The sequence below is a fragment of the Sphingomonas sp. R86520 genome (assembly GCF_042466285.1).
GTDB lineage: Bacteria > Pseudomonadota > Alphaproteobacteria > Sphingomonadales > Sphingomonadaceae > Sphingomonas.
Genome location: NZ_JAXHBZ010000001.1, coordinates 618,549 through 631,079, shown reverse-complemented (window position 1 = coordinate 631,079; position 12,531 = coordinate 618,549). Strand labels below are relative to the sequence as shown.

Genomic DNA, 12,531 nt, shown 5'->3' with positions numbered 1-12,531 from the left:
GGCCCGGTTCGCAACGGTTCAGGCGATGCTCGTGATCTTCGAAGGCACTTCCCAAGTCGAAACGGCGGTACGCGCCGTCCTTGCTGATATCCTCGGCCTCAGCGCCGAGCGAGTCGCCGCGTTCACCGCCGACACGCCGCTGTTCGGCGCACTGCCCGAACTCGATTCGATGGCGGTGGCGAGTGTCCTGACCGAGCTCGAAGACCGGCTCGGCATCCTGATCGAGGACGACGAGATCGACGGCGAGATGCTCGAGACGTTCGGCGCACTGGTGACGTTTGCCGCGGGCAAGGCGCTGGTCTAGCGTTGACCGGGGGTCTAGCCTCCACCGGGATGACCGGCCTCCGCTTCGACACCTATGACTGGAACGGCGGCAGCGAGGCGATGCTGCGATTCGGCCCCGACACCGGCCCGATCGTCATCGCCGCACTCCCGCTGTTCGAAGAAGCGAACCGCACACGGCAGTTCCTGGTCACGATCCTGCGCGCCCTCGCGGCCAAAGGCATCGGCAGCGTGCTCCCCGACTTCCCCGGCACCGGTGAGAGCATCGTCGTGACCTGCGAGGCGAGACTGCACGACCAGCGCGAGGCATATACGGCGCTCGCACAACAGCTTGGCAGCCGCACCTACGCCATCTCCATAAGAAGCGGCGCGCTGCTCGACACTCAGGCGACCCTCGCCGGTCGCTGGCAACTGGCGCCGCAGACCGGAGCAGAGTTGCTCCGCGATCTCGAACGCACGCGCAACGCCGCTACCCGAACCACCCCGGCGGCAGACCGCGAATACGCCGGCAATATTCTATGCTCCGACATGCTCGCCGATCTCCGTGAGGCAACGGCGTACGCCGGCGAAGGCCCGATGCGGATCGCCCGCTTGGATACGGACCCGCGGCCCGCGGACGTTGCACATCCGGGTTCGCCACTCTGGCGTCGCTCAGAGCCGGGAAATGATATCGTTTTTGCACAGAGACTTGCTATCGATATCGCACAGTGCATGGCATCATGCGAAAGCTGATCGCCTTCCCCTGCGAAGGCGAAACGCTAGCGGCAACGCTCGACGAAGCCCCCGGCGCCACCGGCCTGCTGATCGTGTCCGGCGGTAACGAGATCCGCAGCGGCGCACATCGCGGCATGGCGATGCTCGCCCACCGCCTCGCCGCAACCGGCACCCCCGTCTTCCGTTACGATCGCCGCGGCGTAGGGGATTCAACCGGCGACAATGGCGAGTTCCTTACCGCCAAACCCGACCTCATCGCCGCCGCCGCCGCGTTCCGATCCTTAGCGCCACACGTCACCCGCATCGTCGGCTTCGGAAACTGCGACGCCGCCAGCACCCTGGCATTGTTCGGGCGGGCGGCAGGCCTGAACCGGATCGTCCTCGCCAACCCCTGGGTGGTAGAACCGATCGACGACCTCCCCCCCGCCGCCGCCATCCGTGCCCGCTACAGGACCGCGCTACACGACCCCGCGACATGGCGCCGCGCACTACTCGGAGGGATCGACTTTCGCAAGCTTATCAGAGGCTTAGTAAGGATATATGACACCCAACCCGAAGCGCTAGCAACCCGTGTCCTGACAGCGCTAGCGAGCTGGCACACCAACGCCGCGGTCATCCTGGCCCACGGCGATGCGACCGCGATCGCCTTCGCCGCGGCCGCCGGCAAGGCCGTCCAGACCGAGACGATCGACACCGACTCCCACAGCTTCACCGGTGCGGCAGGCGCCGCACTGGAGACCGCACTCAGGCGTAACCTGGTCTGATAGTCTCCCCGATTACGCCCGTTATTCAGCGGCTTCGGCAAGCTCCGCAAACTCGGCCGCCGCCAGGAAGCGCTCGGCGTCCAGCGCCGCCATGCAGCCCGTCCCCGCCGCCGTCACCGCCTGCCGGTACACCTTGTCCGCGACGTCGCCGCACGCGAACACACCCTCGACGCTGGTCCGCGTCGAACCGGTCTCGACGGCGATATACCCATCCGAATCAAGATCGATATGACCCCGGAACAGCTCGGTCGCCGGATGGTGGCCGATCGCCACGAACCCGCCATCGACGTCGAGCCGCGAACGCTCTCCCGTCACCGTGTCCTCCAGTTCCAGCGCGACCAGCCCGGCATTGCCGCCGCCATCGATGAACTCGCGGACTTCCTTGTTCCACAACACCGTCACGCCCTTGTGCGCGAACAGGCGTTCCTGGAGGATCTTCTCCGAGCGCAGCGAATCGCGGCGGTGGATCAGCGTCACGTCGGGCGAATGGTTGGTCAGGTACAGCGCCTCCTCGACCGCGGTGTTGCCGCCGCCGATCACCGCCACCTTCTTGCCGCGGTAGAAGAACCCGTCGCAGGTCGCGCAGGCGCTGACGCCCTTGCCCTTCATCGGCTCTTCGCTGTCGATGCCGAGCCACTTGGCCTGCGCCCCGGTCGCGATGACCAGGGTGTCGCCCTCATACACGTCGCCGCTGTCGCCGATCAGGCGGAATGGGCGGCTGGTCAGGTCGACCTCGACGATCGTGTCCCACATCATCCGCGTGCCGACATGCTCGGCCTGCGCCTGCATCTGCTCCATCAGCCACGGCCCCTGGATCACGTCCTTGAAGCCGGGATAGTTCTCGACATCCGTCGTCGTCGTCAGCTGGCCGCCCGGCTGGATGCCCTGCACGACGATCGGCGCCATGCCGGCACGCGCGCCATAGATCGCGGCCGAGAGCCCGGCAGGGCCCGAGCCGAGGATGAGCATGCGGGTGGTATGGGTGGTCATCGTCGTTCCTTGGAGATTCGAGATTGCATCTAGGCGATCGGCGGCCCGATTTGAACCGTCGGTAAATCTGTTGCGCATGCATCGAAAGCTTTGGAGCTTCGTTCTCGTGTCGACGCAAGGAGTTACCATGAGCGATACCCCCACCGACGCCCCCGTCCACGACCGCAGCATCGAGATCGAAGACTATACCGCGCCCGCCGGTGGCTGGGGGTCGATGAAGTCGCTCGTCGAGATCTCCGCGCGAGAGAGAGTGGGGCCCGAAGTGGTCCGCGAACTCGCACGCCAGAACAAGCCGGACGGCTTTGCCTGCGTGAGTTGCGCCTGGGGCAAACCGGCGCATCCGCACGTCGCGGAGTTCTGCGAGAACGGCGCGAAGGCGACCGCGTGGGAGCTGACGTCGTTCCGGGTCACGCCCGCCTTCTTCGAACAGCATACGGTCAGCGAACTGGTAGGCTGGAAGGATTACGATCTCGAACAGGCAGGCCGCCTGACGCATCCGCTGAAGTACGACCCGACGACCGACAAATATGCGGCATGCAGTTGGGACGAGGCGTTCGCCGGCATCGGTGCCAAGCTGAAGACCTATGATCCGACCAAGGTCATCTTCTACGCGTCGGGCCGCGCCAGCCTCGAAACCTCGTACATGTACAGCCTGCTGGCCCGCATGTATGGCAGCCAGAACCTGCCCGACAGCTCGAACATGTGCCACGAGACGACCTCGGTCGGTCTGAAGTCGGCGATCGGCTCGGCGGTCGGCACGATCCACCTCTCCGATTATGAGAAGTGCGACGCGATCTTCTATTTCGGGCAGAATCCCGGAACCAACAGCCCGCGGTTCCTCCATCCCTTGCGCGATTGTGCGAAGCGCGGCGTCGAGATCGTCGTGTTCAATCCGCTCAAGGAGCGCGGGCTGGAGAAATTCCAGGACCCGCAGAACCCGATCGAGATGGTGACGGGCAAATCGACGCCGATCGCCTCGCAATATCACCAGTTGAAGACCGGCGGCGATGTCGGCGCGATCATGGGGATGTGCAAATACCTGATCGAGGCCGACGACAACGCCAAGCGGATCAACGGCCTGCCCGTCTTGGATCACGCGTTCCTCGCCGAGCACACCACCGGGTTCGAGGCGTTCGCCGATGTCGCACGCGCGACCGAATGGGCGACGATCGAGCATGAGAGCGGCCTGCCCCGCACCGAGATCGAGGCGGCGGCGAAGGTCTATGCCAAGTCGAAGGCGGTCATCGCGGTGTACGGCATGGGCCTGACGCAGCATGTCGGCGGGATCGACAACGTCCACATGCTCGTCAACCTGATGCTGCTCCGCGGCAATATCGGCAAGCCCGGTGCCGGCATGGGGCCGGTTCGTGGCCACTCGAACGTGCAGGGCCAGCGCACCGTCGGCATTACCGAGAAGCCCGAACTCGCGCCGCTCGACAAGCTTGCCGAGCAATACGGGTTCGAGCCGCCGCGTGCCAAGGGTTGGGATACGGTCGAGGCGTGCGAAGCGGTGCTCGACGGCAGCGCGCAGGCGTTCGTCGGGCTCGGCGGCAATTTCGTCCGCGCGATCCCCGATCATGCGCGAATGGAGCCGAAATGGCGCGCGCTCGACCTGACCGTGCACATCGCGACCAAGCTCAACCGCTCACACCTGCTGCCCGGCGAGACGTCGTATCTGCTTCCCTGCCTCGGCCGGATCGAGACCGACATGCAGGGCACCGGGCCGCAGAGCGTGTCGATCGAGGATTCGTTCAGCCAGATCTACGGATCGAAGGGCAAGGCGACGCCGGCGGCGGAGACGCTGTTGTCCGAGCCCGCGATCGTCGCAGGGATCGCCAAGGCGACACTCGCGCCCAATCCAAAGCTCGATTGGGATGCGTGGGTGCGCGATTATGCGCGCGTTCGCGACGCGATCGAAGTGACGTATCCGGACCTGTTCAAGAACTTCAACGACCAGATGTTCACGCCGGGCGGCTTCTGGAAGGGCGTGCCCGCGGCGCACCGCGAGTGGAAGACCAAGAGCGGCAAGGCGGAAATCAACGTTCCGCAGGCGCTGAACGTCACCGGGTTCGAGGAGGCGGAGGGCCGCTTCCGGCTGATGACGCTGCGGTCGAACGATCAGTTCAACACGACCGTATACGGCTATCACGACCGCTTCCGCGGCGTGAAGGGGACGCGCGACATCGTGTTCATGAATCGCAGCGACATGATCCGGATGGGGATCACCGATGGCGACGACGTCGATCTGGTCGGCGACGCAGGCGACAATTCGGACCGTCGCCTGAACAAGCTCCGCGTGGTCGAATATGCGATCCCCGAGGGCTGCCTCGGCGCCTATTACCCCGAGTGCAACCTGCTCATACCGGTTGCGCACCATGCCCGCGAAAGTCATGTTCCCGCGGCAAAATCCGTACCGGTACGCATCGAGAAGACGCGCTGACCGCGCAGCGTATTCTCGGCGTCGTGCTCGCGGGCGGGCGGTCGTCCCGCTTCGGGTCCGACAAGGCGATGGCGGTCGTGAACGGGCGGGTGCTGGCCGAACATGCGCGCGCGTTGCTGATGCCGCATGTCGAGGTCGCGGTGATCGCCGGACGCGACGGAGCGATACCTGATCGGCCTGGGCCGGACATGGGCCCCCTGGGCGGTATCGCCGGAGCGCTCGATCATGCGGCCGCACTCGGTTTCACGTCGGTCATGACGATCGCGTGCGACATGCCGTGGTTGCCGGATGGCTTGCTCGCCGCCCTGTCCCGACGAGCATCCGCCTATTGTCCCGACGCGCCCGTTCTCGGCCACTGGGAGACGGGCCTGCTCGGAAACCTGCTCACGCATATCGAGACCGTGCCACGACGTTCGGTACGTGGCTGGGCGGAAGCGATCGGCGCTATCCCGATCCCTGCGGCGGCGGCTATCCCGAACGTCAACACACCGCAGGACCTCGATACCGTATGAACACGTCGCGTACGCAAGCGATCACGATCCTGCGGCCTGATTCGAGGGTCGCCGGCGAACGCGCCATTGCGGTCGAGGTCCCGGTGGCGATCGAGATCGACGGACTCGGCTACGCGGTGATGATGATGACGCCGGCCGATCTTGCCCAGTTCACGACCGGCTTCCTGTTGACCGAGCGGCTAGCCGACAGCGCTGACGACGTCCGCGATATCGACATCTTCGAGGCGGAGGCGGGCTGGATCGTCCGGGTCGGGCTGTCGGAACGCTGCAAGGGTCGCATCCATGACCGCGTCCGCCACCGGACCAGCGACACGAGTTGCGGGCTTTGCGGCATCTCCGGGCTCGAACAACTTCGCAAGCCAGTCCCGAAGACTCCTCCAAGGCCCGACACGCCCGTTTCCAGCCTGTTTACGGCACTGGCGGGGTTACGGGCCCACCAGCCTCTCAATGCCGCTACGGGGGCTATCCACGCCGCGGCCGCGTGCGATCGCACCGGCGCGGTCATCGCCGCCTTTGAGGATGTCGGCCGCCACAACGCGCTCGACAAGCTTGTCGGGGGTTTGGCGATCCGGGCACAAGCGATCGAGGGCTTCATCCTCGTCACCTCGCGGATCAGTTTTGAGATGGTCGACAAGGCGCTGATCGCCGGCACGCCGATGCTGGTCGGAATTTCCGCACCCACCAGCCTGGCGATCGATCATGCTCGCGAGCACGGCCTGACCCTGCTCGCACTCGCCCGCAGCGATGCGATCCTGGTGGTCAACGACCCGTGGAATATCTTTGAAAATGGTAGCGAAGGAGGGACTTGAACCCCCGACCCCAGGATTATGATTCCCGTGCTCTAACCAACTGAGCTACTTCGCCGTACCGTCCGTCAGGGAAGCGTTCTTCCCTGCGAGGCGCGGCCTATAGGAAGACGTTTCGAGGCGGTCAAGCGAACATGTGTCGAGAAATCGCTTCCCAGGGTCCGCCGCGGTACCACCACGCACCCAGACCGGCGATTTCGACGTCTTTCGGCGTGAAATCGCGTTGCAGATTGCCGAGCAGGAGCTTGGCTACCTGAGGGCTGACCTTGTTCTGGATCGTCACATGTGGGCGCCAGCCGCCCGCGTCCTGCGGCGTGAGCATGCCCGTAAACGCGTCTGCCAGCCGCCCGCGGATGCCGATCAGGTCCGGCGCTTCTATTCGATACGCCACACCCCGCCCCAGCGACATCAGGCCGCCCACACGCGCCTGAGGCGCGCGGATGCCTCGTGTCTCCTGGTTGAGGCGGTGCTTGAGTTCGTCGAGCCCCGACGGCGGCAGATGGTGGAACAGCGTCAGGTGTGCGTCGAGCTGGTTGCGCTCGGGCGGAAAATGCTCGCGGCGCATCGCATCGAAGAACGCGGTGTCCTGACGACCGAATAGCGCCGTAACGATGATCGGCGCCGGGAGAGACGCTGGTGTCGTATCGCTCACGCTCAAATCTCGATCTGGCTGCCGAGCTCGACGACGCGGTTAGTGGGCAGCCGGAAGAACTCCATCGCGCTTTCCGCGTTGCGCAGCATCCAGGCGAACAGCTTCTCGCGCCAGATCATCATGCCGGGCTTGTCGGAGGCCAGCAGCGTCTGCCGCGACAGGAAGAAGCTGGTGTCCATCATCTTGAAGTCCGCGCCGCAGTTATGAACCTGGCGCAGCGCTGCGGGCACGTCGGCATCCTCCATGAAGCCATAACGCAGGACCAGCCGGTGGAAGCCTTCGCCGAGCTCCTCGCGCACCGCACGGTCGTTGGCGGGCCAGTAGGGCTGGCTGACGATCTTCACGGTCAGCAGGATGACGCGCTCGTGCAGGACCTTGTTGTGCTTGAGGTTGTGGAGCAGCGCATGCGGTACGCCATCGGGCGTCGAGGTCATGAAGACCGCGGTCCCCGGCACGCGCGACGCGGAGCTGGCGGCCGAGCCGATGAACACCTTGATCGGCATCGACGCCTCCTGCATCCGGTCGATCATCAGCATCCGCCCCTTCGACCAGGTCGTCAGGAAGGTGAAGATGATGAAGCCGACCAGCAGCGGGAACCAGCCGCCGGCCGGGACCTTGGTCAGGTTGGCGGCAAAATAGGCCCCGTCGACCGTGAAGAAGATCGCCAGCAGCGGGATCGCGGCGATCTTCGGCCAGTTCCAGAGCCTGAACAGCACGACCCCGAGCAGGCAGGTGTCGATGAACATCGCACCGGTCACAGCGATGCCGTACGCGCTCGTCAGGTTCGACGAAGTACGGAAGAACAGCACCAGCAGGATGACCATCGTCATCAGCGCGCCGTTGACGAGCGGGATGTAGATCTGGCCCGCGGTCGATGCGCTGGTGTGCTCGATACGGAGACGCGGGATGAAGCCGAGCTGGATCGCCTGCTGCGTCACCGAGAACGCGCCGGATATCACCGCCTGCGACGCGATCACGGCGGCCATCGTCGCGAGGATCACGAGCGGAAGCTGCAGCCCCTCGGGCGCGAGATTGTAGAACGGGCTGACGAGGGCGGCCTGGCCATCGCGGAACAACAGCGCGCCCTGCCCCATATAGTTCAGGATCAGTGCCGGGAGCACGAAGAACAGCCAGGATATGCCGATCGGCCTGCGCCCGAAATGGCCCATGTCGGCGTAGAGCGCTTCGGCACCGGTGACCGCGAGCACGACCGAACCCAGCGCGAGGAACGCACGCTCGGGGTCGATCAGGAAGAATTCGACGGCGTAGTGCGGCGACAGGGCCCACAGGACATGGGGCGTCTGGACGATGCTGAGGATGCCCAGCACGGCGATGACGCTGAAATACACCAGCATGATCGGCCCGAACACGAGCCCGATCCGCGCGGTACCGCTTTTCTGCACCCAGAACAGCGCGATGAGGATCGCGATGACGATCGGCAGGACGAGCCCGGCAAAGCTCGGTGCGGCGACGGCGAGGCCCTCGACCGCCGACAGCACGGAGACTGCGGGCGTGATCATGCTGTCGCCGTAGAATAGCGCCGTCGCGAACACGCCGAGCAGGATGATCCCCTTGCTCCAGCGCTTCGTCTTGGTCTTGCCCGAGACGAGCGCGAGCAGCGCGAGACTGCCGCCCTCGCCCTTGTTATCGGCGCGCATGATGATGATGACATATTTGACCGTCACGACGATCATCATCGACCAGAACATCAGGCTGATGACGCCCATGATGTGCGCGGCGTCGAGCGCGAGCTTGTGATGGCCGGCGAAGGTCTCGCGAAAGGCGTAGAGCGGGCTGGTGCCGATATCGCCGAAGACGATGCCGATCGCACCAAAGGCGAGCTTCAGCATGCCGTCCGAGTGGTGATGGCCCGTATCGTCGTCCGATGCAGAGCCAGGTTGCGCGGTCGTTGCCGCGGCGGTCTGATCGACGCTCACTGGACGGTAATTCGACCCGGAAGTGCAGCAATCATCATCGAATTTCCGATTTCACCCTGTGCCCAATCGGCTGCATTTAGCATGGGGGCCGGAGGGCGGCAACGGCGGGGCTGGCAACGTGGATTAACCGGGGCTGATCATTCATGTTCTCCTGCGCACGCAGGAGCCCAGGGTAACGGCGTACATCGCTCGTGATCCTGGATTCCTGCGTTCGCAGGAAAACACTAACGGGTGACGACCTCGCGAATGACGAAGTGCGAGGCTAGCCGCGTCACGCCGGGAAGTTGCGACAGCGTCTCGCGGTGAATCCGCTCGAACGTCTCGCCGTGGCGGATCTCAACGTGAAGCATATAGTCGGCTTCGCCACTCATGAGGAAGCATTGCACGACTTGGGGACAGTCGACGATCTCGGCTTCGAACGCCGCCATGGTTTCCTTACGCTGATCGCGGAGCGTCACGTTGACGAGCACGATGCTCGGATCGCCGCGCGCCGCCCGCGATAGGACGGCGCGGTAGCCGGTGATCGCGCCACTTTCCTGCAACTGCGCGACTCGGCGGTGTGCGGCGCTCGCGGACAGGCCGACCGCGTCGCCCAGCTCCGCGCTGGTCAGGTCGGAATTGGCAGCCAGCAGGTCCAGGATCCTGCGTTCGATCGTCATGTTCAAGATTATCTCGTTCTTATACCATTTCGCGCAACTGGAATGCAGACGCGCTACTCCGCCGGGACGAGTTTGCGAACCCTTCCCGCGCGATGCGCGCTACAAGACGGCAACGATAATGGAGTGGAATGTCATGCGCGTCGGTGTCCCCAAGGAAATCAAGAACAACGAATTCCGCGTCGGCCTGACGCCGCCGTCGGTCGCCGAACTGGTCGCCGCGGGTCATGAGGTCGTGGTCGAGACGCAGGCCGGCTCGGGTATCGATTTCGAGGACCAGGACTATGTCGACGCGGGTGCGACGATCCTGCCGACGGCGGCCGCGGTGTTCGCCGGCGCCGACATGATCGTGAAGGTCAAGGAACCACAGCCGGTCGAGATCGCGATGCTCGAACCGCGCCACCTGCTGTTCACCTACCTTCACCTCGCCGCCGACAAGCCGCAGGCCGAGGGGCTGATGAAGTCGGGCGCGACCTGCATCGCGTATGAGACCGTTACCGATAACCGCCGCGGGCTGCCGCTGCTGAAGCCGATGTCCGAAGTCGCGGGCCGCATGTCGGTACAGGTCGGCGCGCATTATCTCGAGAAGGAGCAGGGCGGACGTGGTGTCTTGCTCGGCGGCGTTCCGGGTGTCGCACCGGCGAAGGTCGCAATCCTCGGCGGCGGCGTCTCGGGCGTCAACGCCGCGCAGATGGCGGTCGGCATGCGCGCCGACGTGACGATCTACGACATCTCGAACGATCGTCTGGCGGAACTCGACATGTTCTTCTCGAGCCAGATCAAGACGGCCTACGCATCGAAAGCCGCGATCGCCGCGGCGGTGAAGAACGCGCATCTGGTGATCGGCGCAGTGCTGGTACCGGGCGCCGCTGCTCCGAAGCTGGTGACGCGCGAAATGCTCAAGACGATGAAGCGCGGTTCGGTGCTGGTCGATATCGCGATCGATCAGGGGGGGTGCTTCGAGACGTCGCACGCTACCACGCATGAGAACCCCGTGTTCGAGGTCGATGGCGTGATCCACTATTGCGTCGCCAACATGCCGGGCGCGGTTGCGCGGACCTCGGCATTCGCGCTGAACAACGCGACGTTGCCGTTCGCGCTCAAGCTGGCCAACCTCGGTGCCGAAGCAGCGATGAAGGCCGACCCGCATCTCGCCAACGGACTGAACGTCTACAAGGGCAAGATCGCGTACAAGGCGGTCGCAGATGATCTAGATTTACCTTACGAAGCATGGGCCGGATAATCGGGAACGGATGAGGAACATGGGTGTTGGACAGGGGAAAGGAATTTCCAATGTCCGATACCCCGAACCCCAAGTCCGAACCGTTCTCGAACGCCGAGAAGGACCCGGACGACTGGACCACCGGCGACGAGAAGATGACCGGTGCGCAGGCGAGCTACCTCAAGACGCTGTCCGAGGAAGCGCATGAAGATTTCGACGAGACGCTGACTAAGGCGGATGCGTCGAAGAAGATCGACGAACTGCAGGGCAAGACCGGCAGGGGTCAGTAAAAGACGAACGGCAGGTTGGCGAGGTCAGCGCGATCGTTCAATCCCGCGACCTCGTCATCCCTGTGGCGGCGGGGACCCAGAAACTCTAGCCGGGTGATCAATGACCATGGCCTGCCGATATGGGTCCCAGCCGCCGAGGGCATGATAGGGCTCAGAACCCCTTCTGCATTCCTTGCTGAGCCAGGAAGCGATCGAGTAGCGCCAAGCGCGTAGCGATCTCGCCACGATACGAAATATTCGCCGGAGTCAAAGCTAGCGCTCTCGCCCAATAGGGTCGAGCCGCTGCAAAATCACCTGCCCGTACATAGGCGAGCCCCAGGAAGAACGGCGGAGCCGGATGTCTTGGCGCCAGTCGCATTGCTTGCTGAAACGCGAACAATGCGGGCGGCGAAACCTGGTTGCCGTCATGCGCCGCCAATGCGTTGGCGAGCCCGGTCCACAGGACCAGGCTGTTCGGCGCGATACGGATACCGCCCAGCAGCACCTGCACGGCCGCACGCCGATCGCCGATCCGCGTCATCGCATCCGCCGCGACCAGATACGCCGCTGCGCCTGTATAGCGCTCCAGCATCTGGTCGCGCAGTTCGAGCATCGCGCCATCGTCAGGCGTCGGCGCGAGCCCGGTCGCGACCGGATGTCCAGCGAGCCCCGGCTGTCCCTGCCACGCATACCCGGCTGCGCCCAGCATCAGCGCCGAGGCGACCATCGTCCACAATAGGCGATCGACCTTCAGCACCGCGAGCAGCCCGAACGCGCCGGCCCCGATCGCAGCGAGCATGACATAGCCCATCAGCGCACCCTCCGGCGAAAACTCGATCGCGCAATCCAGCCGCCAAGCGCGAGCAGCAGGATCGGCGCCAACCACAGCGGCCAGGTGACGCCCGACAGCGGCGGATCATAGGTCACGTAATTGCCGTAGCGCGCGATCAGCCAGTCGCGGATCGAGGCGGGCTTCTCGCCACGCTCGATCCGTTCCCGGACCAGCGCCCGCATGTCGGCGGCCATATCGGCGTCGCTGTCGGCGATCGACTGGCCCTGACAGACCAGGCAGCGCAGCGTCTCCATGAGCGCGCGGGCGGAGGCTTCCTTGGCCGGGTCGCCGAGTTGGACGTTGGCGTAGTGCGCGGGCGGCGTGACCGGCTGAGCGGATACCGGCGAGATGCAGAGCAACAGTGCTGCCAGACTCCCCCCCCCCGCTCGCGGGAGGGGTTGGGGGAGGGCATGACGCGAAAGCAGCCGTCGTTGTGAGAGGGAAGAAGCCCCTCC

General features: G+C 64.8%; 14 protein-coding genes and 1 tRNA gene. 8 read left to right on the top strand and 7 right to left on the bottom strand.

The window, feature by feature from the left end; all coding sequences use genetic code 11:
• Nucleotides 1-25 precede the first annotated feature (25 nt).
• From SJY41_RS03130 to SJY41_RS03120, 3 genes are read left to right on the top strand one after another with little or no spacing between them, the layout of a single operon-like run.
• The gene (locus tag SJY41_RS03130; protein WP_380778984.1) at nt 26-304 is read left to right on the top strand and encodes an acyl carrier protein; all 279 of its coding nucleotides are present in this window, start codon (nt 26-28) and stop codon (nt 302-304) included.
• A gap of 2 nt (nt 305-306) precedes the next feature.
• Nucleotides 307-1,014, top strand: coding sequence for a hypothetical protein (locus tag SJY41_RS03125; RefSeq protein WP_380778982.1), 708 nt, complete (start codon nt 307-309; stop codon nt 1,012-1,014).
• Complete coding sequence (locus SJY41_RS03120) at nt 1,002-1,760, top strand: hydrolase 1, exosortase A system-associated (protein WP_380778980.1); 759 nt, start codon at nt 1,002-1,004, stop codon at nt 1,758-1,760. The genes SJY41_RS03125 and SJY41_RS03120 overlap by 13 nt, the downstream gene beginning before the upstream one ends.
• 21 nt (nt 1,761-1,781) lie before the next feature.
• On the opposite strand, the gene trxB is transcribed toward SJY41_RS03120, so the two are convergent.
• Complete coding sequence (gene trxB, locus SJY41_RS03115; protein ID WP_380778978.1) at nt 1,782-2,750, bottom strand: thioredoxin-disulfide reductase; 969 nt, start codon at nt 2,748-2,750, stop codon at nt 1,782-1,784.
• 127 nt (nt 2,751-2,877) lie between these two features.
• Between trxB and SJY41_RS03110 the strand changes: the two genes are divergently transcribed.
• The 3 genes from SJY41_RS03110 to fdhD are packed head-to-tail and all read left to right on the top strand — an operon-like array spanning nt 2,878 to nt 6,511.
• Complete coding sequence (locus tag SJY41_RS03110) at nt 2,878-5,190, top strand: FdhF/YdeP family oxidoreductase (protein ID WP_380778976.1); 2,313 nt, start codon at nt 2,878-2,880, stop codon at nt 5,188-5,190.
• Nucleotides 5,191-5,213: 23 nt separating this feature from the next.
• Entirely contained in the window at nt 5,214-5,702 is a 489-nt protein-coding gene (locus SJY41_RS03105) for a molybdenum cofactor guanylyltransferase (RefSeq protein ID WP_380778974.1), read from the top strand.
• Nucleotides 5,699-6,511, top strand: coding sequence for a formate dehydrogenase accessory sulfurtransferase FdhD (gene fdhD / locus SJY41_RS03100; RefSeq protein WP_380778972.1), 813 nt, complete (start codon nt 5,699-5,701; stop codon nt 6,509-6,511). Before SJY41_RS03105 ends, fdhD begins: the two co-directional genes overlap by 4 nt.
• Here the strand turns inward: fdhD and SJY41_RS03095 are convergent.
• From SJY41_RS03095 to SJY41_RS03080, 4 genes are all read right to left on the bottom strand, one after another.
• Nucleotides 6,490-6,566, bottom strand: a tRNA-Met gene (locus SJY41_RS03095). The two genes, fdhD and SJY41_RS03095, sit on opposite strands and share 22 nt — an antisense overlap.
• Nucleotides 6,567-6,632: 66 nt before the next feature.
• Nucleotides 6,633-7,160, bottom strand: a complete 528-nt coding sequence (locus tag SJY41_RS03090) for a 2'-5' RNA ligase family protein (RefSeq protein ID WP_380778970.1) — start codon at nt 7,158-7,160, stop codon at nt 6,633-6,635.
• Nucleotides 7,161-7,162: 2 nt separating this feature from the next.
• Entirely contained in the window at nt 7,163-9,097 is a 1,935-nt protein-coding gene (locus SJY41_RS03085) for a potassium transporter Kup (RefSeq protein ID WP_380778969.1), read from the bottom strand.
• Between the two features lie 224 nt (nt 9,098-9,321).
• Nucleotides 9,322-9,756, bottom strand: coding sequence for an Lrp/AsnC family transcriptional regulator (locus tag SJY41_RS03080; protein ID WP_346427805.1), 435 nt, complete (start codon nt 9,754-9,756; stop codon nt 9,322-9,324).
• 133 nt (nt 9,757-9,889) lie between these two features.
• On the opposite strand from SJY41_RS03080, the gene ald reads away from it, so the two are divergent.
• Both ald and SJY41_RS03070 read left to right on the top strand, forming a co-directional pair.
• Nucleotides 9,890-10,996, top strand: a complete 1,107-nt coding sequence (gene ald, locus SJY41_RS03075; protein WP_380778967.1) for an alanine dehydrogenase — start codon at nt 9,890-9,892, stop codon at nt 10,994-10,996.
• 50 nt (nt 10,997-11,046) lie between these two features.
• Complete coding sequence (locus tag SJY41_RS03070; RefSeq protein ID WP_380778966.1) at nt 11,047-11,265, top strand: DUF3072 domain-containing protein; 219 nt, start codon at nt 11,047-11,049, stop codon at nt 11,263-11,265.
• A 151-nt stretch (nt 11,266-11,416) separates the two neighbouring features.
• Here SJY41_RS03070 and SJY41_RS03065 read toward each other — a convergent pair whose 3' ends face one another.
• Together SJY41_RS03065 and SJY41_RS03060 are read right to left on the bottom strand one after the other, a co-directional pair.
• On the bottom strand, nt 11,417-12,055 hold the full coding sequence (locus tag SJY41_RS03065) for a tetratricopeptide repeat protein (RefSeq protein WP_380778964.1): 639 nt from the start codon (nt 12,053-12,055) through the stop codon (nt 11,417-11,419).
• Entirely contained in the window at nt 12,055-12,435 is a 381-nt protein-coding gene (locus tag SJY41_RS03060) for a cytochrome c-type biogenesis protein (protein WP_380778962.1), read from the bottom strand. The genes SJY41_RS03065 and SJY41_RS03060 overlap by 1 nt, the downstream gene beginning before the upstream one ends.
• Between the last annotated feature and the right edge of the window lie 96 nt (nt 12,436-12,531).

Excerpts from the sequence above, each read along its gene's own strand:
- SJY41_RS03130 (WP_380778984.1), top strand. The coding sequence starts at position 26 with ATGCTCGTGATCTTCGAAGGCACTTCCCAAGTCGAAACGGCGGTACGC.
- SJY41_RS03120 (WP_380778980.1), top strand. The coding sequence starts at position 1,002 with ATGCGAAAGCTGATCGCCTTCCCCTGCGAAGGCGAAACGCTAGCGGCA.
- trxB (WP_380778978.1), bottom strand. The coding sequence starts at position 2,750 with ATGACCACCCATACCACCCGCATGCTCATCCTCGGCTCGGGCCCTGCC.
- SJY41_RS03110 (WP_380778976.1), top strand. The coding sequence starts at position 2,878 with ATGAGCGATACCCCCACCGACGCCCCCGTCCACGACCGCAGCATCGAG.
- fdhD (WP_380778972.1), top strand. The coding sequence starts at position 5,699 with ATGAACACGTCGCGTACGCAAGCGATCACGATCCTGCGGCCTGATTCG.
- SJY41_RS03080 (WP_346427805.1), bottom strand. The coding sequence starts at position 9,756 with ATGACGATCGAACGCAGGATCCTGGACCTGCTGGCTGCCAATTCCGAC.
- ald (WP_380778967.1), top strand. The coding sequence starts at position 9,890 with ATGCGCGTCGGTGTCCCCAAGGAAATCAAGAACAACGAATTCCGCGTC.
- SJY41_RS03070 (WP_380778966.1), top strand. The coding sequence starts at position 11,047 with ATGTCCGATACCCCGAACCCCAAGTCCGAACCGTTCTCGAACGCCGAG.
- SJY41_RS03065 (WP_380778964.1), bottom strand. The coding sequence starts at position 12,055 with ATGGGCTATGTCATGCTCGCTGCGATCGGGGCCGGCGCGTTCGGGCTG.